This window comes from Roseomonas sp. TS2 (assembly GCF_058833935.1).
Map to the genome: position 1 here is coordinate 1 of NZ_JCACVY010000045.1, position 25990 is coordinate 25990.

Sequence of the window (25990 nt, forward strand, 5' to 3'; positions counted from 1 at the left end):
GCGTGAATCCGGCGGCCATCGCGGCGGCGTTCCAGCCCCGCCCGGCGGCGCCGGTCGTGCGGCCGCTCTTCGCGCCTGTCCCGCCGGTGCCCGCCGCGGCTCCCACACCGCCTCCGCCGGCGCCGCCGCCGATGTTCCCGCCGATGTCTGCTCCGGCCTCCCCTCCGGCCTCCCCTCCGGCGCCGCTGGGAGGTGCTGCTTCGCTGCTGGCCACCCTGCAGGCCACCGCCCCGGAAACCGGCCGGGCGGCACCACGGAGCGGGTTGCTGGCGCAGGTCGGCAGTGCCGCGCCACCGCCGGTGCAGCCTGCCGCGCCATCGCTGCTGGCCGCGCTGGGCGGATCCTTCGCGCCGCTGAACGCCGCGCCGCCGGCGCCCGCCTCGCTGGCGGGCCTGTTGCGCAGCCTGGCGGCGCCGGCGCCCCCGCCGGCCGCGGCGCCGGGCAGCAGCCGGCTGGCGGAAATCCTGGGGGGCCTGCGTCCTTCGGATCAGGGCTGAGGGATGCCTGCCCGATGCCATTGATTGCCTTTGCGTCCCCCAAGGGTGGGGTGGGCAAGACGACACTCGCTGCCAATGTGGCCGATGCCCTCTGCCGCAGCGGCCGCTCCGTCCTGCTCCTGGACCTGGACCCGCAGAACGCGCTGCGCCTGCATTTCGGCGTGCCGCTGCACGATACGAGCGGCTTCATGGCCGATCTGCCGCGCCGGCCGGACTGGCGCGCGCAGGTCCGCCGCACCGCATCGGGCGTGCTGCTGCTGCCGCATGGCGCCATGGAGCTGCGCGCCGTGCTGGAGCAGTCCCTCCTGCTGGAGCGTGAGCCCGCCCTGCTGGCCGCCCCCCTGCGCGAGATGCTGGCCGACCCGCAGCTTCTGGTGCTGGCCGACCTGCCGCCCGGCCCCTCCCAGGTTCTGGCGGTCGTCGCGCCGCTGGCCGCCATCATCGTGACGGTGCTGCAGAGCGAGGCGATCAGCGCCGCCATACTGGACGAGGTGGAGAGCGGGCGCTTCCTGGGCGGCGGCACCCTGGCCGCGCTCTATGCCGGGCGGCTGCAATTCATCCTGAACGGCGTCGATCTGCGCGCGCGCCTCTCGCGCAGCGCGGCGGAGGTCGTGGCGCGCCACCTGGGGCCGCGCCTGCTCGGCGCCGTCAGCCGCGACGAGGCGGTGGCCGAGGCGCTGTCGGAGATGCGCCTGGTGCAGGAGGTGGCGCCGGCCTGCGCGGCGGCGGGCGATCTTCGCCACGTCGCGCGCGCGATCGAGATGCTGTTGCCGGTCATGCCCGAGCCGGCGCCCGCGGCTCCCGCCGCCGGTCCGCTATCCGGGCTGTTGCGGGGAGGGTGGTAAAGCGATGCGGCGTTTCCGCGGGCTGATGGCGCGCCTGCCGCTGATGAGCGGCGCTATGGCGCTCCTCGGGGCCTTCCTGGGTTTCATCTTCGTGGTCTCTCCCCTGGCGCCGATGGAGCAGCTTGCCCTGGCGGGGGCGGGGCTCCTCGTGTTCCTGCTGGTCTCGCGCGTTCCGGGGCGTGGCGCGCTGTTCTTCCTGGTGGCGCTCTCCACCCTGATGTCGCTGCGCTACCTCTACTGGCGGCTGACCGAGACGCTGGACTATGGCGGCTTCATCGGCACCTTCCTCGGCACCGGCCTGCTGCTGGCCGAGATCTACGCCGTCATCGCGCTGCTGCTCTCCTACTTCCAGCAGCTCTGGCCGCTGGAGCGCAAGCCGGTGCCCCTGCCGGCGGACCCGGCGGAGTGGCCGGTCGTCGACGTCTTCATCCCCAGCTACAACGAGCCGCTCGAGGTGGTGCGCCCGGCCGTGTTCGGCGCCATGGCGATGGACTGGCCGCGCGACAAGCTGAACGTCTACATCCTCGATGACGGGCGGCGGGAGGATTTCCGCAAGTTCGCCGAGGAGATCGGCTGCGGCTACATGATCCGCCCCGACAACAAGGGCGCCAAGGCCGGCAACATCAACCACGCCACCGCCAAGACGAACGGCGAATACATCGTCATCTTCGACTGCGACCATGTGGCGACCCGCGCCTTCCTGCAGCTCACCATCGGCTGGATGGTGCGCGACCGCGGCATCGGCATGCTGCAGACGCCGCACCATTTCTACTCGCCCGATCCGTTCGAGCGGAACCTCGCCTCCGGCAAGAGCATCCCGAACGAGGGGCTGCTCTTCTACGGCCTGGTGCAGCAGGGCAACGACCTCTGGAACGCGACCTTCTTCTGCGGCTCCTGCGCCGTGCTGCGGCGCACCGCCCTGGAGGAGGTGGGCGGCGTGCCGACCGAGACGGTGACGGAGGACTGCCACTGCTCGCTGAAGATGCAGCGGCTGGGCTGGCGCACCGCCTATCTGCGCGTGCCACTGGCCGCCGGGCTGGCCACGGACCGCCTGATCGCGCATATCGGCCAGCGCATGCGCTGGGCGCGCGGCATGGTGCAGATCTTCCGCGTCGACAACCCGCTGCTGGGGCCGGGGCTGAAGCTCTACCAGCGGCTCTGCTACCTCAACGCGCAGTGGCACTTCCTCTTTCCGCTGCCGCGCTTCGTCTTCCTCACCGCGCCGCTGGCCTTCCTGCTGTTCGGGCAGAGCATCATCGCCGCCTCGCCGCTGGCGATCCTGGCCTATGCCGGGCCGCACATCTTCCACTCCATCGGCACCAACAGCCGGCTGCAGGGCAAGGTGCGGCACAGCTTCTGGTCGGAGATCTACGAGACGGTGCTGGCGCTCTACCTGCTGCCGGTGGTGCTGGCCACGCTGTTCGACCCGAAGAAGGGCAAGTTCAACGTCACCGACAAGGGCGGCACGCTGGACGAGGGCTATTTCGACCTGCGCGCCGTGGCCGCCAACTTCGTGCTGGCCATCGTGCTGGTGCTGGGCCTGCTGTCCGGCATCTACGGCATGGCGGCGAACCCGCTCACCAGCCTGGAATTCCAGGCCAACGCGCTGAACTCCATCTGGGTCGTGCTGTCGCTCGTCACCGTCATGGCCGGCCTCGCCGTGGGGCGCGAGCGGCGGCAGGTGCGGGAGCGTCACCGCGTGCATGCGCGCCTGCCCGTCACCGCCGTGCTGTCCGATGGCCGGCGCCTGCCGGGCGAGAGCGTCGATGTCTCGCTGGGCGGCGCCGCGCTGATGCTGGAGAGCCAGGAGGAGATCGCCCGCGAGACGCGGCTGCACCTGGAATTCGACACCGGGCCGGAGCGCATTCTGCTGCCGGCGGAGGTGCTGCGCTGGCAGGACGGCCGGCTGCAGGCCCGCTTCGAGCCACAAGGGCTGATGGATGAAGGCAATATTGTCCGCGTCGTGCTCGGCCGCGCCGATGCCTGGCTGGATTGGGACCATGTGCGGCCCGACCGCCCGCTGCGCGCGCTGGTGGAGGTCGCGGTGAGCATCACCGGCCTGTTCCGTGGCGACAGCCAGATCTCGTTGCGTGCCCGCCGCAACCGCCGCGCCGCCAAGACGCGCACCGAGGGCAGCCGCGCCCCTGCCAGGCCGGCCGATGCGGCCAAGGCGCGCCGGGCCGCCGCGCTGCTGCTGGCCGCGGGCCTCGCCTGGCCCGCCGCGGCCGGGGCGCAGCGGCCTCAGGCACCGCCGCCGCCGCCGCCGGTCGGCATGCCGCAGGCGGCGCCTTCCTTCGCGCCGCCGCCCGCCTCCGCCCAGCAGCCCGGCTTCGTCCAGCAGCCCGGCTTCGCTCAACAGCCCGGCTTCGCCCCGCCGCAGGGGGCCGCCCCGGTGGCGCCGCTGCCCGGCGGCGCGCCCTTCGCCACCCCGCCCGACCAGGGCAATGTCCGCATCCAGAGCCGCACGCTGCGGCAGCTCGGCCTCGGCGGGCCGATGCAGCTGCGCGGCACCTCGGACCTGCAGGGCGTGCTGTTCGGCATCCGCTCGGACGAGGTGGTGACCGGCGCGCGGCTGGTGCTGCAGGGCGCCACCAGCCCGGCGCTGATCCCCGAGCTGAGCCAGATCGCCATCACGCTGAACGAGCAGTTCGTCGGCACCATCACGCCCGACCGGACGCGCCCCTCCTTCGGGCCGCTCGAGTTCCCGGTGAACCCGGTCTACTTCGCCGACGTCAACCGGCTGAACTTCCGCTTCACCGGCCGCTACGCGGTGGAGTGCAACGACCCGCTCTCCGGCCTGCTCTGGTCCACCGTCTCCGACCTCTCCACCCTGCACCTGACGGTCGAGCGCCTGCCGCTGGCGCGCGACCTGGCGCGGCTGCCGGAACCTTTCTTCGACCGCCGCCTGCGCAGTGAGCCGCTCACCCTGCCGGTGGTGCTGCCCGACACGGCCGGCAACGAGCTGGTGCGCGCCGCCGCCATCGCCAGCTCGTGGTTCGCCGTGCAGGCCGATTATCGCGGCGCCAACTTCCCCGTCAGCAGCAGCGTGCCGCCGCGCGGCAACGCCATGGTGATGGTGGCGGGGCAGGAAACCGTGCCCGGCCTGGCCCTGCCGCGGATGGAGGGCCCAACCCTCGCCGTGGTGCCGAACCCGGCCGATCCCGGCGCCACGCTGCTGGTGGTGGGCGGGCGCACCGCCGCCGATGCGGTGGCGGCGGCGCAGGCGCTGGCGGTCGGCCAGCAGGCGCTCTCGGGCGAGCTCGCCCTGGTGCAGCCGCCGGAGCTGGCGGCGCGCCAGCCCTATGACGCGCCGCGCTGGATCGACAGCAACCGCCCCGTGCGCTTCGGCGAGCTGGTCGATCCGTCCGAGCTGCAGAGCTACGGCTTCGCGCCCGGCAACATCGCCATCCCCTTCCGCACCGCCCCCGACCTCTACACCTGGCGCGACCGCGCCCTGCCGGTGGAGCTGCGCTTCCGCGCGCCGCCCGGCCCCATCACCGACGTGGCGGTCTCGCGCCTCGACGTGGCGCTGAACAACCTCTACCTGCACTCCTTCCCGCTGCGCGAGATGGAGCCGGGCTGGCCCTGGAACTGGCTGGCGCGGCAGACCGGCCTCGGCCCCACCGGCGACCGCGGCCGGGGCGAAGTGGGGCTGCCGCCCTATCTGGTGTTCGGCCAGAACGAGCTGCAGCTGCGCTTCGACATGCGGCCGCTGAACCGCGGCGACTGCATCTCCATCCCCGGCGACGTGCGCGCCTCGATCGACCCGGACAGCACCATCGATCTCTCGCGCGCCTACCGCTTCACCGAGATGCCGAACCTCGCCTACTTCGCCGGCGCCGGTTACCCCTACACGCGGCTGGCCGATTTCTCGACCACCGCCCTGGTGCTGCCCGACCGCGCCAACACGCTGGAGCTTTCCACCGCCCTGGCGCTGGTGGGCCGGCTGGCCGCCAATGTCGGCCATGCCGCCACCCAGATCCAGGTCACCCGCCCCGGCACGCTGGAGCAGATGGCCGAGCGCGACCTGCTGGTGGTGGGCTCGCTCGGCCGCCAGCCGGCGCTGGCCGCGCTGCTGCGGCAGGACGGGCCGGTGCGTGTGGAGGGCAACCGCATCACCATGGCGCTGCCCGGCGCGCTGGAAGGCTTCCGCAACCTCTTCATCAGCGATGACCGCCTGCGCGACCGCCAGCGGATGGAGGCGGTGCTGGCCTCCCCCGGCGAGGCGATGGGCATGCTCGCGGGCTTCGAGAGCCCGCTGCGCGCCGGCCGCTCGGTGGTGGCCATCAGCGGCACCAGCCCGCAGGGGATGGAGGCGATGCTGGGGGCGCTGCGCGACCCGGCGCTGGTGCCGCTGATCCAGGGCGACCTGGCGCTGCTCTCCGGCGGCCGGGTGACCTCCTTCAAGACCACGGCCAGCTACACGCTGGGGGACCTGCCGCTGCATCTCTGGCCGCAGTTCTGGCTGGGCAAGCGGCCGGACATGCTGCTAGGCCTCGCCCTGCTGGCGTCCCTGCTCATTGCCATACCGACCTACTGGCTGCTGCGCCGCCGGGCCGCCCGTCGTCTGAGGACCAGGACGCCATGACCGGATTCCGCTCCCGCCTCCTGGCCACGGTCGTCACGGCGGCATTCCTGCCCCTGCTGCCCGCTGCCCCGGCGCGCGCGCAGGACAATGCCATCGGCGTCCTGCTGGAGCAGGCCAATTTCTGGCGCGCCCAGAACCGCCCCGACCGCGCGCTGCAGACGCTGGAGCGGGTGCTCGCGGTCGAGCCCAACAATGTGGACGCGCTCTCCGCCGCCGCCGCCGCCCAGGCGGAGAACGGCAACCGCGCGGAGGCGGACCGGCTGCTGGCGCGCATCCGCCAGCTCGCGCCCGCCGATCCGCGCCTGTCGGATGCCGCCCTCTCGGTGCGCGGCGCCACCGCCGATCCCGGCGCGGTGGCCGAGGCGCGGCGGCTGGCGCAGGCCGGCCAGCAGGCCCAGGCGGTGGCGCGCTACCGCCAGATGTTCGGCGGCAACACCCCGCCCGATGCCTATGCCGTCGAGTACTACCAGGCCCTGGCCGGCACGCAGGAAGGCTATGCCGAGGCGCGCAACGCCATGGAGCGCCTGGCCGAGAGCCGCCCCAACGACACCCGGCTGGCCCTGGCCTACGCGCAGATCCTGACCTACCGCGAGGGCTCCCGCGCCGAGGGCATCCGCCGCCTCCAGGCCCTGGCGGAGCGGCAGGACAGCGGCGATGCGGCGCGCGCCGCCTGGCGCGAGGCGCTGCTGTGGCAGGGGCCGAACCCCGACGCCGCCCCCGCCATCGAGGAATACCTGCGCGCCAACCCGAATGACGCGGCGCTGCGCCAGCGCCTGCAGGAGGCGCGCAACCCCCCCGCCGGGCCGGTGGACGAGGTCGAGCAGGCCCGCATCGCCGGCTTCGAGGCGCTGAATGCCGGCCGCCTGGCGGAGGCCTCGCAATCCTTCGAAAGCGTGCTGGCCCAGAACCCGGGCGACCCGGACGCCACCGGCGGGCTGGGCGTGGTGCGGCTGCGCCAGGGCCGCACCGCCGAGGCGCGCCGCCTGCTCACCGCCGCCATCGCCGCCGACCCGCGGGAGGGCCGCCGCAAATGGGGCCGGGCGCTGGACGGCGCCAACTACACCAGCGAGCTGACCCAGGCCCGCGGCCTGATCCAGCGTGGCCAGCTCGAGCAGGCGGAGACGCTGCTGCTGGCCGCTACCCGCCGCGAGAGCGGCGAGCGCGCCGATGCCGAGGCGCTGCTGGGCGACTTGGCGCTGCGCCGCAACGACCCGCAGGGCGCCGAGCAGCGCTACCGCGCCGCCCTGTCCCGCCGGCCCAACCTGAACAACGCCGTGGCCGGGCTCTACGACGCGCTGCAGCAGCAGGGCCGCTTCGCCGAGGCCGAGCAGCTCGCCGCGCAGCATGGCGGCGCCTTCGCCTCGACGGTCGCCACGCAGCGGGCCGAATCGCTGCGCGCCGAGGCCTCCCGCAGCAGCGACCCGGGGGCCGCCTTGGCGCTGCTGCGGGCCGCGCAGCAGGCCACCCCGGACAATCCCTGGATCGCGCTCGACCTCGCCCGTGCCCTGGCCCGCCAGGGGGAGCCGCTGGAGGGCCGCGCGGTGCTGGACCGGCTGGCCGCCACCGGCAAGCCGGAGGCGCTGCACGCCGCCGCCCTCTTCGCCGGCGAGGAAGGCCGGGTGCAGGATGCCGCCCGCCTCGTCGAGCGTATCCCCGACCGGCTGCGCAGCGCCGACCAGACGCGCCTGCTGCGCGGCGTGCGCATCCAGCAGCAGGTGGCCGCCGCCGCCGAGCCGGCCCAGTACGGCCAGCCGGAGGAGGCGCGGCGCCGGCTGATGGCGCTTGCCGCCCGCCCCGACCCCAGCGGCGAGACGCCGCGGCTGGTGGTGGAGGCGCTGGCGGGGCTGGGAGACACGCGCGGCGCGGCGGAGGCGGCGCGCGTCGCCCTCGCGGTCAACCGCGCGGCGCCGCCCTCCGGGCGCATCGCCCTCGCCAACGCGCTGCTGGAAGGCGGGCTGGAGGCGGACGCCAACCAGCTGGCCCTGCAACTCGCCCAGGACCCGCGCCTGACCGCCGATGAGCGCCGCCAGCTGGCCGGGCTGCAGGCCGGCGTCGCCATCCGCGCCAGCGACAAGCTGAACGAGCAGGGCAACCAGGCCGCCGCCTATGACCGGCTGGTGCCCGCGCTGCGGCAGGACCCGCAGAACGCCCAGGCCAACCTGGCGCTCGCCCGCCTCTACCAGGGCGCGCGCGAGCCGCGCGAGGCGCAGCGCATCGCCGAGGCGGTGCTGCTGCGCGACCCGCGCAACCTGGATGCCCGTGCCGGCGCCATCGATGCCGCCCTGGCGCTGGGCCAGAACGCCCGCGCCGAGGCGCTGCTGACCGATGGCCGCGCCATGGCCCCGAACGACCCGCGCCTGACCATGCTGGAGGCGCGGCTGGCCCGCGCCGCCGGCAATCCGCGCCGCGCCCGCGCCGCGCTGGAGCTGGCGGCCGAGCAGCGCCGCAGCCAGCTCGGCCTCGGTGCCGGCGCGCCCGCCGGCGCGGCAGGGATGGGCGGCGCCGCCCCCTCCGGCGCCGCGGCCGGCCTGCCGGAGAATCCGTTCCGCCGCGTCGCCCTCGCCGGCTCCGGAATGGCCGCCTCCGGCTATGCCGGCGGCCTCGCCACCGCCGCGCCGGCCGATCCGGTGCTGGCGCAGATCCAGCGCGAGCTGGCCCAGGTGCGGGAGGAGGCGGCGACGATCGCCACGCCGGGCTTCAACTTCCGCACCCGCTCCGGCGAGGCGGGGCTCGACCAGCTCACCGAGTTCGGCGCGGGGGCGGAGGTCTCCACCGCCATGCCGGGCCTCGGCGGGCGGGTGGCGCTGCGGGCGCAGGCCGTCAACATCGATGCCGGCAGCATGGCGCAGGACACCGGCACGCTGCGCCGCTACGGCAGCAACGCGCTGCGGCTGCCGGGGCAGGGGGTTGCCGTCGCCCCGGCGGTGGCGCGGGCGGTGACGCCCACCGACACCTCGGCCGCCGGCGTCTCCTTCGCCGCGGGCTACACGCGGCCGAACTTCTCGCTCGATGTCGGCACCACGCCGCTGGGCTTCCGCAAGCAGAACGTGCTGGGCGGCGTCGAGGTGGCGCCGGCGCTGACCGACAGCCTGCGCCTGCGCGTGACGGCCGAGCGCCGCGCCATGACCGACACCATGCTCTCCTGGGCCGGCATGCGGGACCGCAGCACCGGGCAGGTCTGGGGTGGCGTGGTGCGCAACACCGCGCGCGGCCAGTTCGAATTCGCCGTGGGCGATACCAACTTCTATGTTGGCGGCGGCTACTCGACGCTGGAGGGCGATGGCGTCGCCGACAACACCCGCATCGAGGCCGGGGCGGGCCTCAGCCATGCCCTGTTCCGCCGGCCGGATGAGGAGCTGGTGACCGGCCTGGATCTCGTCTACCAGGCCTACGACAAGAACCTTCGCCTCTTCACCCTCGGCCATGGCGGCTATTACAGCCCGCAATCCTATCTCGGCGCCTCGGTGCCGCTGGATTACCGGGCGCGCGTGGGGGATTTCCACTACCGCATCGGCGGCACGGTCGGCATCGCCTCCTGGCGGGAGGACCGTGCGCCCTACTTCCCCACGGACGCCGCCTCGCAGTCACGGCTGGAGGCGCAGGCCGCCTCCGATGCCACTGTCAGCGCATTCTATCCCGGGCAGTCGCAGACCGGGTTCGCTGGCGGCGTGCGGGGCGATCTGGAATACAGCCTGACACCGGCGCTCCGCCTCGGTGCGGCGCTGCGTTACGACAAATCCGCCGATTGGAGCGAGGCGCGCGGTCTGCTGTATGCCCGCTATCGGCTCGACCAGTGAGGCCAGGGAGGGCCAAGCCGGAGATGGTGTGCTCGAAGGGACAGGCATGACGCAGATGGATCAGGCGGCATTGGCCTATCTTGCGAGGCGGGATGTGAGCGCGCAGTGGCGCGGCTTCCTGCGGGCGCTGCTGGAGACGCTGGACGCGAATCTCGACCGCAACACCCGCAACGGGCTCCTGCGCGCGGTGGGCGGGCGCCTGGGCCAGGCACTGCCACTGCCGGCCGCGACCACCCTGGCCGAGCTGGAGGCGCGGATGAACGCCGCCCTGGCCGAGCTCTCCTGGGGCTATGTCTCCGTGGCGCTGGACGAGGCCGACCGCAGCCTGCGCCTTTCGCACCATGCCGCGCCGGTGGTGGGTGCCCCGGGGGATGAGGCGGGAAGCTGGTTCGCCACCGTGCTGGAGGGGCTCTACACGGCCTGGCTGGCGGCGCAGCAGGGGGGTGGCTCGGAAGCGGGGCCGCAACTCCGCGTGGTGCAGAGCGAGCCGGGCCTGGTGCAGCTGCGCTACGGCGGATAGCGGCACAAGTCGCGCGGCTTCCTGTCCCCTGCCCCGGTTGGATAGGCTGATCCGATGACATGATGTCTTGCGGCATCGTGGCCTGCCCTGCATCCTCCGCCGCCAACCCAACAGGTGAGGAGGGCGGGGAATGCGCCTCGCGGTGCTCAAGGAACGGCGTTCGGGCGAGACCCGCGTCGCGGCCACGCCGGAAACCGTGCGTAAACTGATCGATCTCGGGCTCGGCGTGGTGGTGGAGACGGGCGCGGGTCTGGCATCCGGCCTCCCCGACGCCGCCTACCGCGAGGCCGGGGCCGAGATCGCGCAGGATGCCTCGGCCGCGCTGGCCGGCGCCAAGATCGTGCTGAAGGTGCGCGCGCCGCTCGGCGCGGGCGAGGGCGAGGTGAACGAGCTGGCCCTGCTCCCGCGCGGCGCCCTGCTGATCGGCACGCTGGAGGCCGTAGCCCATCCCGCCCGCGCCCAGGCCTATGCCGAGGCCGGGCTGGAGGCGTGCAGCATGGAGCTGCTGCCGCGCATCACCCGCGCGCAGAGCATGGACGTGCTCTCCTCCCAGGCCAACCTCGCCGGCTACCGCGCCGTGGTCGAGGGCGCCGCCGCCTTCGACAAGGGCTTCCCGATGCTGATGACGGCGGCGGGCACCATTCCCGCCGCCAACGTGTTCATCATGGGCGCGGGCGTGGCGGGGCTGCAGGCCATCGCCACGGCGCGGCGCCTGGGCGGCCGCGTCTCGGCCACCGATGTGCGGCCGGCGGCGAAGGAGGAGATCAAGTCCCTCGGCGCCGCCTTCGTCGGCTACGAGGACGAGGAGAGCCGCGCCGCGCAGACGGCCGGCGGCTACGCCAAGCAGCTCTCGCCCGAATTCTACGCGAAGCAGGCGGAGGTCATCGCCGCCGCCGTGGCCAAGGCCGACGTGGTGGTCTGCACCGCGCTGGTGCAGGGTCGCAAGGCGCCGACCCTGCTCACCGCCGCCATGGTGGAGAGCATGAAGCCCGGCAGCGTGGTGGTGGACATCGCCGCCGACGCCGGCGGCAACTGCGCGCTGACCAGGCCCGGCGAGGCCATCGTGACCGAGGGCGGCGTGAAGATCCTGGGCCACACCAACTGGCCCGGCCGCATCCCGGCGGCGGCCAGCGCGCTCTACGCCCGCAACCTGCTGACCTTCCTCTCCACCTTCTGGGACAAGGAGGCGAAGGCGCCGAAGCTGCCGCAGGAGGACGAGATCATCCGCGGCGTGACGCTCACCCGGGGCGGGGCCGTGGTGCACCCGCAGCTTGCCGCGGCGCCCGCGGCCTGAGGGACGGACCAGAGAGATGAACCCGACCGACCTTGCCAACCAGGCCAGCGCCACCGCCGAGCGGGCGCTGGCGCTGGCCGCCCAGGCCCGGCAGATGGCCGAGGCCGCGGCCCCCGCCATCGCCCACGGCGCCGCCGCGGCCGAGCCCTTCCTGCTGCTGCTGACGATCTTCCTGCTGGCCTGCTTCGTCGGCTACTACGTGGTGTGGAACGTGACGCCGGCGCTGCACTCGCCGCTGATGGGCGTCACCAACGCCATCTCCTCCGTCATCGTGGTGGGGGCCATCCTGGCCACCGGCCTCGGCGATTCCTGGGCCGCCAAGTTCTTCGGCTTCCTGGCCGTCACGCTGGCCTCGGTGAACATCTTCGGCGGCTTCATGGTGACACGGCGGATGCTCGCCATGTTCAAGAAGAAGGGCTGAGCCGGTGGCGCACACCCTCTCCACCTTCGCCTATCTCGTCGCCTCCGTCCTGTTCATCCTGGCGCTGCGCGGCCTCTCCCACCCCGAGACCAGCCGGCGGGGCAATCTCTACGGCATGGTGGGCATGGGGCTCGCCGTGGTGGCGACGCTGGCGCAGCCCGGCATGGGCGGCGGCGGGCTGGTGCTGATCCTGGCCGGCATCGTGCTGGGCGGCGGCATCGGCACGGTGCTGGCGCAGCGCATCCAGATGACGGCGCTGCCGCAGCTGGTGGCCGCCTTCCACTCGCTGGTGGGCCTGGCCGCCGTGTTCGTGGCGGCCGCCGCCTTCTACAACCCGGAGAGCTTCGGCATCGGCGTGCCCGGCAACATCAAGGCCGGCAGCCTGGTCGAGATGTCGCTGGGGCTGGCCATCGGCGCCATCACCTTCTCCGGCTCGCTGATCGCCTTCGCCAAGCTGCAGGCGCTGATGTCGGGCGCGCCGATCACCTTCAAGGGGCAGCACTGGCTGAACCTCGGCCTCGGCATCCTGCTGCTGGTGCTGGTCATCGCCTTCATCGCCACGGGCAGCGGCGTGCTGTTCTGGCTGATCGCGCTGCTGGCGCTGGGGCTCGGCTTCCTGCTGATCATCCCGATCGGCGGCGCGGACATGCCGGTCGTCGTCTCGATGCTGAACAGCTATTCCGGCTGGGCGGCGGCGGGTATCGGCTTCACGGTGGGCAACCTGCTGCTGATCGTCACCGGCGCGCTGGTCGGCGCCTCGGGCGCCATCCTCTCCTACATCATGTGCAAGGGGATGAACCGCAGCATCGTCAACGTGCTGCTGGGCGGCTTCGGCAGCGACCCGGCGGCGGCCTCGGCCGCGGGCGGCGGCGGGCCGGCGCGCCCGGTGAAGGCCGGCAGCCCGGAGGATGCCGCCTACCTGATGAAGAATGCCGGCAAGATCATCATCGTGCCCGGCTACGGCATGGCGGTGGCGCAGGCGCAGCAGGTGCTGCGCGAGATGGGCGACCTGCTGAAGAAGGAGGGCGTCGAGGTCTCCTACGCCATCCACCCCGTCGCGGGGCGCATGCCCGGCCACATGAACGTGCTGCTGGCCGAGGCCAACGTGCCCTATGACGAGGTGCACGAGCTGGAGGAGATCAACCCCGAATTCGCCGAGGCCGACGTGGCCTATGTGATCGGGGCCAACGACGTGACCAACCCGGCCGCCAAGACCGACAAGTCCAGCGCCATCTACGGCATGCCGATCCTGGACGTGGAGCGGGCCAAGACCGTGTTCTTCGTCAAGCGCGGCATGTCCTCCGGCTATGCCGGGGTGGAGAACGAGCTGTTCTTCCGCGACAACACCATGATGCTGTTCGGCGACGCCAAGAAGGTGACGCAGCAGATCGTGCAGGCCCTGCAGAAGTAGCCGGCGCGGCCGGGGGAAGCGGGTGCTTTCCCCGGCCCTGGCTTCCCGGCCGCTTCGGCCATGGCCGATTCCGCCTTTGTTTCGCGTGCGTCGGCATCGTATAACCGGCGTCATGGTCGCCAAGAACAGCCCTATTCCGCTGCCCGGTTCCTGCGCGGCCTGTGCCGTGAGGCCCTTCGCCCTGTTCCGGGTGGTGCCGCAGGCGCGTGTGGGCGAGATCGCGCGGGTGCGCTCCGCCGTGCGGCTGGTGCGCGCCAATGAGGCGATCCGCGATTCCGTCTTCACCCTCTATGCCGGCTGGGCCTTCTCCTGGACCACGACGCCGGATGGCCGCCGCCAGATCCTCGACTTCCACCTGCCCGGCGACCTGGTGGAACGCAGCGAGGACGGCGCCGAGGTCTCGGCCCTGACCGATACCAGCTTCTGCGTGCTGGCCAAGGATCGGCTCTGCGAGTTCATGGGCCGCGATCCCGGCCTGGCCCTGTCCTATGCCGACGGGCTGGTGCGCGACCGCGCCCGGCTGCGCGAGCGGCTGACCAGCCTCGGCCGGCGCGATGCCATGGGGCGCGTCGCGCACCTGCTGCTGGAGCTGCATGGCCGCCTCTCCCGCCGCGGCGGGGCTGACCGCACCGGCGCGCCGCTGCCGCTGAAGCAGGCGCATCTGGCCGATGCGCTGGGCCTTTCCGTGGAGCACGCCAACCGCGCGCTGGCGGCACTGCGGCGCGACGGCGTGGCCTCCTTCCAGAAGGGCCGGCTCGATATCCTGGATCGCACCGCGATGGAGGACCTCGCCGGCTGGTCCACCACCCCGGCACAGCCTGTGCTCACCCGCATCGGCGCCTGAGGGGGAGGGGGGAACAGCCCCCTTGCGGAGCCGCATCATTCGGGCCAGCCTTCGCTGCAATGCGGAAAGGCGCAGCCCGAGGCTGCGCCGAACCCTGGATAAATTAGACGATTTGCGTTAGTGGTTGCCTGAATCCTGCGGACGTTCTGCGTTCATTATAGCCGACGGAGCTTCAGACCATGCGCCTCTCCCGCCGCCATCTGCTGCTGTCCGGCGCCGGCCTCGCCGCCATGGCCGGCGGCCTGCCCCTTGGCCTGCCTGGCCCCGCCCTTGCCCAGGAGCCCCGCCGCGGCGGTGTGCTGACGGTGCATGTCGGCTCGGAGCAGCGCATCCTGAACCCGGCGCTGCGGGCCTCCACCGGCGTCTACATCATCACCAGCAAGATCATCGAGCCGCTGGTCGATCTGGGCGAGGGCGGCAAGATCGTGCCGGTGCTGGCCACCGCGTGGGAGTCGACGCCGGACGGCAAGACCATCACCTTCCGGCTGCGCGAGGGCGTGCAGTGGCATGACGGCAAGCCCTTCACCAGCGCCGACGTGCAGTACAGCGCCATGGAGCTGTGGAAGAAGCACCTGAACTACGGCACCACCCTGCAGCTCTACCTGGATGCCGTGGAGACGCCGGACGCGCACACCGCGGTGTTCCGCTACTCCCGCCCGATGCCGCTGGACCTGCTGCTGCGCGCCTCCTGCGACCTCGGCTACGTGGTGCCGAAGCACGTCTTCGAGGGCAGCAACGTGCTGGAGAACCCGGCCAACACGGCGCCGATCGGCACCGGCCCCTTCAAGTTCGTCGAGTACCAGCGCGGCCAGTACGTCATCGCCGAGCGCAACCCGAACTACTGGCGCCAGGGCTTCCCCTATCTCGATCGCGTGGTGTGGCGCTTCATCACCGACCGCTCGGCGGCCACCGCCGCGCTGGAGACGGGGGCGGTGCAGCTCTCCGCCTACAACGGCCTGCCGCTGGCCGATCTCGACCGGCTGCGCCAGGATGACCGTTTCGAGGTCTCGACGCGCGGCGTGGAAGGCAATGTCTTCAACAACACGCTGGAGTTCAACACGCGCCGCAAGGAACTCTCCGACAAGCGCGTGCGTCAGGCCATTGCCCACGCCATCGACGTGGATTTCTTCCTGGAGAATTTCCTCTACGGCCTGGGCAAGCGGGCGACGGGGCCGATTCCCTCCACCTCGAAGGAATTCTTCCCCAACAACCCGGTGCCCTACCCCTACGACAAGGCGCGCGCCGAGAAGCTGCTGGACGAAGCCGGCTTCAAGCGCGGCGCGGGCGGCGTCCGCTTCTCCTTGCGCATCGTGCCCATCATGAACGGCGAGGACGTGCCCCTGCTGGCCACCTTCATCCAGCAGTCGCTGCAGCAGGTGGGCATCCGCGTCGAGATCGTGCAGCTTGACATCGCCGGCGCCCTCTCGGCCGTCTATCGCGACTGGAACTTCGACCTCGCGACGGGCTGGCACCAGTATCGCGGCGATCCGGCAGTCTCCACCACCGTGTGGTACCGCTCCGGCAGCCCGAAGGGCTCGCCCTGGACCAACCAGTTCGGCTGGCAGTCGGACAAGGTGGACCAGCTCATCGACCAGGCCGCCACGGAGCTGGACCCGGCGAAGCGCAAGGCCCTCTACGCCGAGTTCGTGGCAGAGGTGAATGACGCGCTGCCGGTGTGGATGATGACCGAGCGTCCCTTCTACGCCGCGACAAGCAAGCGGGTGCAGAACCACCACAACGTGCCGCGCTGGGATTCGGGCGACTGGCACGACACCTGGCTGCTGCCCGCCTGACATGCAGATCCTGCTGCTCGCGCTGCGCCGGCTGGCGGCCAGCCTGCCGACCCTGCTGCTGATCCTGGTCGGGCTGTTCCTGTTGCTGCAGCTCGCCCCGGGCGACACGGTGGACGCGCTGATCGCCCAGATGGGCGGCGGCGACCCGGCCATGGCCGAGCAGCTCCGCACCTTCTACGGGCTGGACGCGCCGGTGGTGGTGCAGCTCGGCCGCTACCTGCTGCGGCTGGTGACGCTCGACCTCGGCTTCTCCGCCATCTACGGCAAGCCGGTGGCCGAGGTGATCCTGGAGCGCCTGCCGGTGACGCTGCTGCTGATGGTGAGCGCGCTGAGCTTCGCCTTCGCCGCCGGCATGGCGCTCGGCGTGCTCGCCGCGCGCCGCGTCAACCGCTGGCCGGACACGCTGATCTCGACGCTGGGGCTGGTGTTCTACGCCACCCCCTCCTTCTGGTTCGGCATGATGGGCATCGTGGTCTTCGCCATCCGCCTCGCCTGGCTGCCGGCCGGCGGCTTCGAGCAGATCGGCAGCGGCAACACCGGGCTGACGCGGGTGCTGGACATCGCCTGGCATCTCATCCTGCCGGTGGCGACGCTGGCGCTCACCTACCTCGCCACCTACCTGCGCATCATGCGCGCCTCGATGCTGGAGGTGCTGACGCTGGATTTCGTCCGCACCGCCCGCGCCAAGGGCCTGGGCGAGACGGCGGTGGTGCTGCGCCACGTGCTGCGCAACGCGCTGCTGCCCGGCGTCACGCTGATGGGATTGCAGGCAGGCACCATGCTCGGCGGCTCGGTGGTGGTGGAGAGCGTCTTCGCGCTGCCCGGCCTCGGGCGGCTGGCCTATGAATCGGTGGTGCAGCGGGATGTGAACACCCTGCTGGGCATCGTCTTCGTCTCGGCGCTGCTGGTCATCGCCATCAACTTCATCGTGGACATGCTGTACGCCAAGCTCGATCCACGCATCGCGTCGGGGCGCTGAGGGGATGCTCGGTTTCCTGAAGCGCTACGCGCGCAACCCGGCGGCGGTGGTCGGCCTGCTGCTGGTGCTGGCGGTCATCGGCATGGCGCTCTCCGCCCCCTTTGTCTTCCCGCGCGACCCGCTCTCGCTGGCCGGGCGGCCGCTGCAATGGCCGATGGACAACCCGCGCTTCTGGCTCGGCACCGACAACACGGGGCGGGACATCGCGGCGCAGATCTTCCACGGCGCCCGCGTCTCGCTGCTGATCGGGCTGGTCGCCACGGTCATCGCCATCGCCATCGGCATCGTCATCGGCGCCATCTCGGGCTTCTACGGCGGCTGGGTGGACGACGTGCTGATGCGCGTCACCGAGGCGTTCCAGACCCTGCCCAACTTCATCCTGCTGCTGGTGCTGGTGGCGGTGTTCGGCTCGGACATCACCTTCGTCACCATCGCCATCGGCATCGTCTCCTGGCCGCCCTCGGCGCGGCTGACGCGGGCCGAGTTCCTGACACTCCGCAACCGCGAGTTCGTGCAGGCCTGCCGCGTGCTGGGAATGCGCGACGCGCAGATCATCTTCCGCGAGATCCTGCCCAACGCGCTGCCGCCGGTCATCGTCTATGCCAGCGTCATCATGGCGGTGGCCATCCTGCTGGAGAGCGCGCTGGCCTTCCTCAACCTCTCCGACCCCAACGTGCCGAGTTGGGGCAACCTGATCGGCGCCGGGCGCGGCGTGCTGCGCGTGCAGTGGTATGTCTCGGCCATTCCGGGCGTGGTGATCCTGCTCACCGTGCTCGGCGTCTCGCTGGTCGGCCAGGGGCTGAACGACGCGCTGAACCCGAGGCTGAAGGGCCGATGAGCGACAACACTCTGCTCTCGATCGAGGGCCTGACCGTCGCGCTGCCCAAGGGCGCCGACCGCCCGCATGCGCTGGAGGATGTCTCGCTCCGCCTCGCGCCCAACGAGATCCTCTGCGTGGTGGGGGAGAGCGGCTCCGGCAAGTCGCTCACCGCCGGCGCGGTGATGGGGCTGCTGCCCGAGGGGGTGCGCGCCACGGCGGGGCGCATCCTGTTCGAGGGGCGGGACCTGCTGACCCTGCCGCCGGCCGAGATGCGCCGGCTGCGCGGCGCGCGCATCGGCATGGTGTTCCAGGAGCCGATGACGGCGCTGAACCCGCTGCGCCGCATCGGCAGCCAGATCGCCGAGATGTTCCGCATCCACACCCGGCTCTCCGGCGCCGAGATCGACCGGCGCGTGCTGGCGCTGCTGGCGGATGTGCGCATCCCCGACCCTGAGGGCGCCGCGCGTGCCTATCCGCACGAGCTCTCGGGCGGCCAGCGGCAGCGCGCCATGATCGCCATGGCCCTTGCCCTGGAGCCGAAGCTGCTCATCTGCGACGAGCCGACCACCGCGCTCGACGTGACGACCCAGGCGCAGATCCTGCACCTGATCCGCGACATGCAGCGCCGCACCGGCACCGCCGTGCTGTTCATCACCCATGATTTCGGCGTGGTGGCCGACATCGCCGACCGCGTGGCGGTGATGCGCCGCGGCCTGCTGGTGGAGCAGGGGCCGGCGGCCGAGGTGCTGAACCGCCCCCAGCACCCTTATACCCGCGCTCTCGTCGCCGCCGTGCCGCCGCTGGCGCCGCCGCCGGCGCAGCCCGTCTCGGCCGAGGCGGTGCTGGAGATCGACCACGTCTCCAAGACCTACCGCAAGGGCGGCTGGCTGAAGCGCAACCGGCGCGTCACCCACGCGGTGAAGGATGTCTCCCTCAGCCTGCCGCGTGGTGGCACGCTGGGCATCGTGGGCGAGAGCGGCTCGGGCAAGTCCACGCTGGCCCGCTGCATCGTCCGGCTGCTGGACCCGGATGGCGGCGCGATCCGGCTGGAGGGGAAGGACCGCCTGGCCCTCTCGCGGGAGGAACTCCGCAAGGCCGCGCCGCAGGTGCAGATGGTGTTCCAGGACCCCTATGCCAGCCTCAACCCGCGCCGCCGGGTGGGCGAGCTGGTGGCGCAGGGGCCCATCATCCACGGCACGCCGAAGGCCGAGGCCTATGAGCGGGCGCGCGAGCTGTTCGCCCTGGTGGGGCTCGACCCCGCGGCGCTGGACCGCTTCCCGCACGAATTCTCGGGCGGCCAGCGGCAGCGCATCGGGCTGGCCCGGGCGCTCGCCATGCGGCCGCGCGTGCTGGTGGCGGACGAGCCGGTTTCGGCGCTCGACGTTTCCGTCCAGGCCCAGGTGCTCAAGCTGCTGGCCCGGCTGCGCGTGCAGCTCGGCCTCTCCATCGTCTTCATCACCCACGACCTGCGCGTGGCGGCGCAGCTCTGCGACCATGTGGCGGTGATGCGCGAGGGCGAGGTGGTGGAGAACGGCACCGTCGCGGAGGTCTTCGCCCGGCCGTCGCACGAGTACACGCGGGCGCTGATGGCGGCCATTCCGGGGCAGGGGTGGACGCCGCCCGTCGCCTTCGGGAGCGAGGAACCCGTCTGACGGGACAAGGCCAGGGGAAGGAATTCCCCCGCCAACATATATGTTGGCGCCCATCTTCTTTCTGTCTGGCTGCCGCAGGCTTCGCCAGAGAGTGCGCGCGGGAGAGGCAGGCGCGGGCCGCCCAACCCGATTAAAAGCCGAAGACGGCTTTTCACCACCGCTGAAGCGGTGAACACTCCCCGGCCGCCACGGACCGGGAGAGTTTGGACTGATGCCTTCTGCTCGTTTGGCCTCCGACATCGGAGGAACCTTCACGGATCTCGCGCTGGAGCGCGGCGGGGAGCGCTGGACCGCGAAGGTGCTCACCACCCCGCACGCGCCGGAGCTGGGCGTGCTGGAAGGCATCCGCGTGGTGCTGGACAAGGCCGGGATCCAGCCCGCCGACGTGGCGCTGTTCATCCACGGCACGACCCTCGCCACCAACGCCGTCATCGAGCGCAAGGGCGCGCGGACGGCGCTGCTCACCACCGAGGGGTTCCGCGACGTGCTCGCCCTCGGCAACGAATCCCGCTACGACCAGTACGACCTGAACATCGCCCTGCCGGAGCCGCTGGTGCCGCGCCGCTGGCGCCTGCCCGTGCCGGAGCGGCTGGACAACGAAGGCAAGGTCCTGCTGCCGCTGGACGAGGCGGCGCTGCGCGGGCGGATCGCCTTCATGAAGGCGGAGGGCATCGAGAGCGTCGCCATCGGCTTCCTGCACGCCTTCGTCAACCCGGCGCATGAGCGCCGCGCCGCCGAGATCCTGGCCGAGGAATGGCCGGAGGTGCGGGTCTCCCTCTCCTCCGAGGTCTCGCCCGAGATGCGGGAGTGGGAGCGCTTCTCCACCACCGTCGCCAACGCCTATGTGCAGCCGCTGATGGCCAGCTATCTCGGCCGTCTGCAACAGGGGTTGGCCGAGGGCGGCTTCGCCTGCCCCTTCTTCATGATGCTCTCCGGCGGTGGCCTGACCACGGTGGAGACGGCGGCGCGCTTCCCCATCCGTCTCGTGGAATCCGGCCCGGCCGGCGGCGCCATCTTCTCCGCCTATGTCGCGCGCCAGCGCGGGCTGGAGAAGGTGCTCTCCTTCGACATGGGCGGCACCACCGCCAAGGTCTGCCTGATCGACAACTTCCAGCCCCAGGCCAGCCGCACCTTCGAGGTGGCGCGCGTCGGCCGCTTCAAGAAGGGCTCGGGCCTGCCGCTGCGCATCCCGGTCATCGAGATGGTGGAGATCGGCGCCGGCGGCGGATCGCTGGCGCAGGTGGACAGCCTCGGCCGCATCCAGGTGGGGCCGGAGAGCGCCGGCGCTTCCCCGGGCCCGGCCTGCTACGGCCGCGGCGGCAGCCACCCGGCGGTGACGGATGCCAACCTGGCCCTGGGCCGCTACGAGCCGGCGCTGTTCGCCGGCGGGCAGTTCCCGTTGCAGGTGCCGCCGGCGCTGGCTGCGCTGGAGGCGCATGTCGGCGGCAAGCTCGGCCTCTCGCCCGAGATGGCGGCGCTCGGCGTGGTCGAGATGGTCGACGAGAACATGGCCAACGCCGCCCGTGTCCATGCCATCGAGAGCGGCAAGGGCTATGAGGGGCGCGCCATCATCGCCTTCGGCGGCGGCGGGCCGGTGCATGGCTACCGCGTGGCGGAGAAGATCGGCGTGACGCGGATGCTGGTGCCCTCGGGCGCTGGCGTCGGCAGCGCCATCGGCTTCCTGCGCGCGCCGGTCGGCTACGAGGTGGTGAAGAGCCTCTACCAGCGCTTCCGCAGCTTCGACGTGGCGGCGGTGAACGGGCTGCTCAACGCAATGTCGGCCGAGGCGCGCGGCGTGGTGGCGCAGGGCAGCTTCGGCGCGGCGCTCTCCGAGACGCGCATCGCCTATATGCGCTATGTCGGCCAGGGCCACGAGATCTCGGTGGCGCTGCCGGCGCGCGACCTGACGGAGGCCGATGTCGCCGCCATCCGTGCCGAGTACGATGCCGAGTATTCCCGCTTCTACGACCGCCCCGTGCCGGGCAGCGACGTGGAGATCCTCTCCTTCGCCGTGACGGTGGCCACCGTGCTGCCCGAGGTGGCGCCCGCCGGCGCGGTGGCCGGGGCGGCGGCACCCGCCCCCATCCGCACCCAGGCGGTGCGCGACACCACCGATGGCACCGTCTCCGACTGGGCCGTGTATGACCGCGAGCATCTGGTGCCCGGCGCCACGCTGCCCGGCCCCTGCATCGTCGCCGAGGCGGAGACCAGCACCCTGGTCGGCCCCGGCTGGACCTGCCGCATGGATGCCCTCGGATACCTGGAACTGACCAAGGAGGCCGCGTGACATGGACGCGCAACCGATGAACGCCCTCGAGAAGATCCAGCGCCAGATCCAGTGGAACCGCCTGATCGCGGTGGTGGAGGAGCAGGCGCAAACCATGATCCGCACTGCCTTCAGCACCACGGTGCGCGAGGCGGGCGACCTCTCCGCCGGTATCTTCGACCTCAAGGGCCGGATGCTGGCCCAGGCCGTGACCGGCACGCCGGGCCATGTGAACTCGATGATGGAATCGGTCGGCCACTTCCTGGCCAAGTTCCCGGCCGAGACGATGAAGCCCGGCGACCACTACATCACCAACGACCCCTGGCTCGGCACCGGCCACCTGCACGACCTCACCGTCGTCTCGCCCGCCTTCCGCAACGGCAAGATCGTCGGCCTCTTCGCCAACACCGCGCATGTCATCGACGTGGGCGGCCTCGGCATGGGGCCGGAGGGGCGCAGCGTCTTCGAGGAGGGGATGTACATCCCCATCGTCAAGTGCTTCGACCAGGGGCGCGCCAACGAGACCTTCTTCGACTTCATCCGCGCGGGCTCCCGCACGCCGGTCGAGCTGGAGGGCGACGTCTATTCCCTCTGCGCCTGCAACGATGCCGGCATCAAGCGCCTGGTCGAGATGCTCGACGAGTTCGGCATGGACAGCATCGACCCGCTGGCCGAGTACATTTTTGACAGTTCGCTGGCCGCCACCATCGCCGAGATCGCCAAGCTGCCGCGCGGCACCTACGCCGCCAGCATCCGCAGCGACGGCTACGAGGCGCCCGTCACGCTGAAGGCGTCGATGACGCTGCACGAGGACCACATCACGGTGGACTTCGCCGGCACCTCGGGCCTCTCGGGGCGCGGCATCAACGTGCCGGCGCCCTATTGCCGGGCCTATTCCTGCTTCGGCATCAAATGCGTGGTGGCGCCGGAGATCCCGAACAACTGGGCCTCGCTCGCGCCCTTCCGCATGGAGATCCCGGAGGGCTGCATCCTCAACGCGCCGCGGCCCTTCCCGGTCAGCGTGCGGCACGTGGTGGGGCAGCTCCTGCCGGACCTGATGATGGGCTGCCTGCACCAGGCGGTGCCGGACCGCGTGACGGCCGAGGGCTCCTCCTGCCTGTGGAACCCGCCGCTGCGCGGTGGCGCCCAGGTCTCGGGCGGCGAGGCCGAGCTGCCGGATTTCGAGGTCATCACCTTCAACTCTGGCGGCACGGGCGCCCGCCCGGCGCGGGACGGGCTGGACGGCACCGCCTTCCCCTCCGGCGTGCGCACCATGCCGGTGGAAGCCACCGAGAACGTGGCGCCCGTGGTGTTCTGGAAGAAGGAGCTGCGGCCGGATTCCGCCGGGCCGGGCCGCACCCGCGGCGGCTTCGGCCAGATCATGGAAATCGGCACCAAGGGCGAGGCGGAGTTCGCGGTGAACGCCATTTTCGACCGCGTGGCCAATGCCCCGCGCGGCCGCGATGGCGGCGGCGACGGCGCGGCGGGCTGGGTCGGGCTGGATGACGGCACGCTGCTGCGCACCAAGGGCTTCCAGGTCATCCCCAAGGGGCGGCGGCTGCTGCTGAAGCTGCCCGGCGGCGGCGGCATGGGCGACCCCGCCACGCGCGACCCGGCGCTGGTGGCGCGGGACATCGCCGACGGGCTGGTGACGGCCGAGGATTGATGCTCCAGGGGGCGGCGCCCCCTGGAACTCGCGGCCCTCAGCGGCGGCGCGGCATCATCGAGGCCATCACGGCCAGCGCCGCCACGCCGAGGCCGACGCAGAGCACCGGGTTGCGCGCCAGCGCCATCTGCACGCTGCGCGTCAGCGTCTCGCCGCCGAACGGCCCGTGCACGGGCGAGGCGCGGAAGGAGGGGCGGTGCAGCGTCTCGTCCCGCTGCGCGGCGATGCGGTCGGAATGCGTCACCTGGGTGGCGGTGGTGCCGAAATGGCCGAGCAGCCAGTCCAGCGCTCCCGGCATCACGGCATTGGCCACGCCGAAGGCGGCGGTCTGCCCGCCCACCCGCACCGAGCGGCGGTTCTGCGTCACCGCCAGGTGGATCGCCTCCGCGCTCAGCTCCGGCGCGTAGACCGGCGGCGGCGGGCGCGGCACGCCCCCTTCCGGCAGGTGCGAGGCGGCATGGCTGAAGAAGGGCGTGTTGGTCGAGGGCGGGTGCACGATGCCCATCTGCACCGCGCTGCGCGCCTCGATCAGCTCCGCCCGCAGCGCCTCGGTGAAGCCGGCCACGGCGTGCTTTGCGGCGGAATAGGCGGACTGCATCGGCACCGCCCGCAGCGCCACGGCCGAGCCGACATTGACGATGTTGCCGTGGTTGCGCGGCAGCATCCGCCGCAGCGCCACACGCGTGCCGTTCACCACGCCGAGATAGGTGACGCGCGTCACCCGCTCGTAATCCGCCTCGGGCAGGTCCATGAAGCGGCCATAGGCGCTGACGCCAGCGCAGTTCACCCAGGCGTCGATCGGGCCCAGCTCCGCCTCGATGGCGGCCGCGGCCTGCTCCAGCGCCGCCGGGTCGGACACGTCGGCCTCGGCGATGGCGGTGCGGGCGCCACCCTGGCGCACCTCCTCCTGGGCGGATTCCAGCCCGTTGCGGCCGCGGGCGATCAGCCCGACATCCCAGCCCTGCCGCGCGAACAGCGCCGCCGTGCAACGGCCGATGCCAGAGGAGCCGCCGGTGATGACCAGCACGGGGCGGTGTCGGGTTTCAGACATGCAGGAAGCCTCCGGATGATGCGAGCGGGTGCCGGCCGGTCGCCGGCCATGCCCCACCTACCGGCGGAGCCACGGGGGGTTCCCGCGCACCGGGATTTCCACCGCCCGCCCTCTCTAAGCCGCGCCGCCCCTTCCTGGTTGCTCCCTTCCGGTTGCCGGCGCCCCAACTCCGCGCCCCAACTCCGCGCCCCAACTCCGCGCGCCAGCTCCGCGCATTGGCGCCGCCGCGTTCTTCGGCGAGGATCGGGCGCGCCACACCTGACCGGGAATCCTCCTGCCATGACCCTGCTCGACTCGCTCCGTGGCCGGCTCGCCCTGCCGGTGATCGGCTCGCCGCTGTTCATCATCTCCGTGCCGGATCTGGTGGTCGCCCAGTGCTGCGCCGGGGTGGTGGGCAGCATGCCCTCGCTGAACGCAAGGCCGCTCTCGCAGCTCGACGAATGGCTGGCCGAGATCCGCGAGCGGCTGGACGCGCACGACGCCGCCCACCCTGGGGCGCCGGCCGCGCCCTTCGCCATCAACCTCATCGTCCACCGCTCGAACGACCGGCTGGAGCAGGACCTGGCGCTGTGCGCGCGCCACCGCGTGCCGCTGATCATCACCTCGCTCGGCGCCCGGCGCGAGGTGAACGAGGCCGTCCACGCCTATGGCGGGCATGTGATGCACGACGTCATCAATCAGCGCTTCGCCCACAGCGCCATCGACAAGGGCGCCGACGGGCTGATCCTGGTGGCCGCCGGCGCCGGCGGCCATGCCGGCAGCCTCTCCCCCTTCGCGCTGGTGCAGGAGACGCGCGCCTGGTTCGACGGCCCCATCGCCCTCTCGGGCGCCATCGCCAGCGGGCGGTCGATCCTGGCGGCGCAGGCCATGGGGGCGGATTTCGCCTATATCGGCAGCGCCTTCATCGCCACCGAGGAGGCGCGGGCGGCCGAGGCCTACAAGCGCATGATCGTCGAGGGCAGCGCCGGCGACATCGTCTACAGCAACCTCTTCACCGGCGTGCACGGCAACTACCTGCGCGGCTCGATCGCCAATGCCGGGCTGGACCCGGACGATCTCCCCGTCTCCGACCCCTCGCGCATGGATTTCTCCTCCGACCGCAAAAAGGCCTGGAAGGACATCTGGGGCTCGGGGCAGGGGATCGGCGCCGTCACCGCCGTGGAGCCGGCCGCGGCGCTGGTCGGCCGGCTGCGGCGGGAATACGAGGCGGCGCGGGCGGCGCTGGGCGCCGGCTCCGCGCTGCTGCGGCCGGGCTGAGGGCGCCGCTCAGCCGGTGGCGCTCAGCCGGGCGCCGAATCCCGCGCCAGGGCGACGGAGAGCCGGAGGCCGCGCAGCAGGAGCGCGTCCTCCGCCGGCGCCTCGGCCGGCAGCAGCAGGACGGGGGAGGATTCCCCCATCTGCGCCAGCATCTCCGGCAGCGCCACGGCGGCGGCCAAGCCGCGCAGCGCGCGGGCCGCGGCCGCCTCCGGCACGGGATGGCCGCCGAAGGCCAGCGCCGTGTCGCCCGCCGGCTCCGGCACCGCCGCCGCTCCGGCGGCGAGGCTGA

The 25990-nt window shown here is 72.2% G+C and carries 17 protein-coding genes and 1 pseudogene; 16 read left to right on the forward strand and 2 right to left on the reverse strand.

Annotated elements, in window-relative coordinates:
• The 15 genes and pseudogenes from ACZJYS_RS09805 to ACZJYS_RS09875 all read left to right on the forward strand — a co-directional run.
• Positions 1-497 (forward strand): annotated as a pseudogene (locus ACZJYS_RS09805) (hypothetical protein); the annotation flags it as partial.
• 14 nt (positions 498-511) lie between these two features.
• Complete coding sequence (locus tag ACZJYS_RS09810) at positions 512-1342, forward strand: cellulose synthase operon protein YhjQ/BcsQ (RefSeq protein ID WP_109516688.1); 831 nt, start codon at positions 512-514, stop codon at positions 1340-1342.
• Positions 1343-1346: 4 nt separating this feature from the next.
• Positions 1347-5930 (forward strand): UDP-forming cellulose synthase catalytic subunit, encoded by a 4584-nt coding sequence (gene bcsA / locus ACZJYS_RS09815; protein ID WP_493177545.1) that lies wholly within the window; start codon positions 1347-1349, stop codon positions 5928-5930.
• A complete protein-coding gene (locus tag ACZJYS_RS09820) occupies positions 5927-9727 on the forward strand; it encodes a cellulose biosynthesis protein BcsC (RefSeq protein ID WP_493177548.1) in 3801 nt (1266 codons plus the stop codon). Before bcsA ends, ACZJYS_RS09820 begins: the two co-directional genes overlap by 4 nt.
• 46 nt (positions 9728-9773) lie before the next feature.
• A complete protein-coding gene (gene bcsD / locus ACZJYS_RS09825; protein ID WP_379650152.1) occupies positions 9774-10247 on the forward strand; it encodes a cellulose biosynthesis protein BcsD in 474 nt (157 codons plus the stop codon).
• Positions 10248-10377: 130 nt separating this feature from the next.
• Positions 10378-11541 carry a Re/Si-specific NAD(P)(+) transhydrogenase subunit alpha gene (locus tag ACZJYS_RS09830; protein WP_109516692.1) on the forward strand — a complete coding sequence of 388 codons (1164 nt, stop codon included), beginning with the start codon at positions 10378-10380 and terminating at the stop codon, positions 11539-11541.
• A 16-nt stretch (positions 11542-11557) separates the two neighbouring features.
• Positions 11558-11962, forward strand: a complete 405-nt coding sequence (locus ACZJYS_RS09835; RefSeq protein WP_109516693.1) for an NAD(P) transhydrogenase subunit alpha part 2 — start codon at positions 11558-11560, stop codon at positions 11960-11962.
• Positions 11963-11966: 4 nt separating this feature from the next.
• Positions 11967-13373 carry an NAD(P)(+) transhydrogenase (Re/Si-specific) subunit beta gene (locus tag ACZJYS_RS09840; protein ID WP_109516694.1) on the forward strand — a complete coding sequence of 469 codons (1407 nt, stop codon included), beginning with the start codon at positions 11967-11969 and terminating at the stop codon, positions 13371-13373.
• 166 nt (positions 13374-13539) lie between these two features.
• Complete coding sequence (locus ACZJYS_RS09845) at positions 13540-14217, forward strand: Crp/Fnr family transcriptional regulator (RefSeq protein ID WP_181378074.1); 678 nt, start codon at positions 13540-13542, stop codon at positions 14215-14217.
• 179 nt (positions 14218-14396) lie between these two features.
• On the forward strand, positions 14397-16010 hold the full coding sequence (locus ACZJYS_RS09850; protein ID WP_493177553.1) for an ABC transporter substrate-binding protein: 1614 nt from the start codon (positions 14397-14399) through the stop codon (positions 16008-16010).
• 1 nt (position 16011) lies between these two features.
• Entirely contained in the window at positions 16012-16989 is a 978-nt protein-coding gene (locus tag ACZJYS_RS09855; protein WP_109516697.1) for an ABC transporter permease, read from the forward strand.
• 4 nt (positions 16990-16993) lie between these two features.
• Positions 16994-17827, forward strand: a complete 834-nt coding sequence (locus ACZJYS_RS09860) for an ABC transporter permease (protein ID WP_109516698.1) — start codon at positions 16994-16996, stop codon at positions 17825-17827.
• A complete protein-coding gene (locus tag ACZJYS_RS09865) occupies positions 17824-19461 on the forward strand; it encodes an ABC transporter ATP-binding protein (RefSeq protein WP_493177556.1) in 1638 nt (545 codons plus the stop codon). The genes ACZJYS_RS09860 and ACZJYS_RS09865 overlap by 4 nt, the downstream gene beginning before the upstream one ends.
• A 211-nt stretch (positions 19462-19672) precedes the next feature.
• Positions 19673-21748, forward strand: a complete 2076-nt coding sequence (locus ACZJYS_RS09870; protein ID WP_493177559.1) for a hydantoinase/oxoprolinase family protein — start codon at positions 19673-19675, stop codon at positions 21746-21748.
• A gap of 1 nt (position 21749) precedes the next feature.
• The gene (locus ACZJYS_RS09875) at positions 21750-23393 is read left to right on the forward strand and encodes a hydantoinase B/oxoprolinase family protein (RefSeq protein ID WP_379635313.1); all 1644 of its coding nucleotides are present in this window, start codon (positions 21750-21752) and stop codon (positions 23391-23393) included.
• A gap of 37 nt (positions 23394-23430) precedes the next feature.
• On the opposite strand, the gene ACZJYS_RS09880 is transcribed toward ACZJYS_RS09875, so the two are convergent.
• Positions 23431-24444, reverse strand: a complete 1014-nt coding sequence (locus ACZJYS_RS09880) for an SDR family oxidoreductase (protein ID WP_109516702.1) — start codon at positions 24442-24444, stop codon at positions 23431-23433.
• Between the two features lie 279 nt (positions 24445-24723).
• Between ACZJYS_RS09880 and ACZJYS_RS09885 the strand changes: the two genes are divergently transcribed.
• A complete protein-coding gene (locus tag ACZJYS_RS09885; protein WP_109516703.1) occupies positions 24724-25701 on the forward strand; it encodes an NAD(P)H-dependent flavin oxidoreductase in 978 nt (325 codons plus the stop codon).
• Positions 25702-25724: 23 nt separating this feature from the next.
• Here ACZJYS_RS09885 and ACZJYS_RS09890 read toward each other — a convergent pair.
• Positions 25725-25990, reverse strand: a 266-nt coding sequence (locus tag ACZJYS_RS09890; protein ID WP_493177565.1) for a hypothetical protein, incomplete at its 5' end; no start/stop codon positions are given.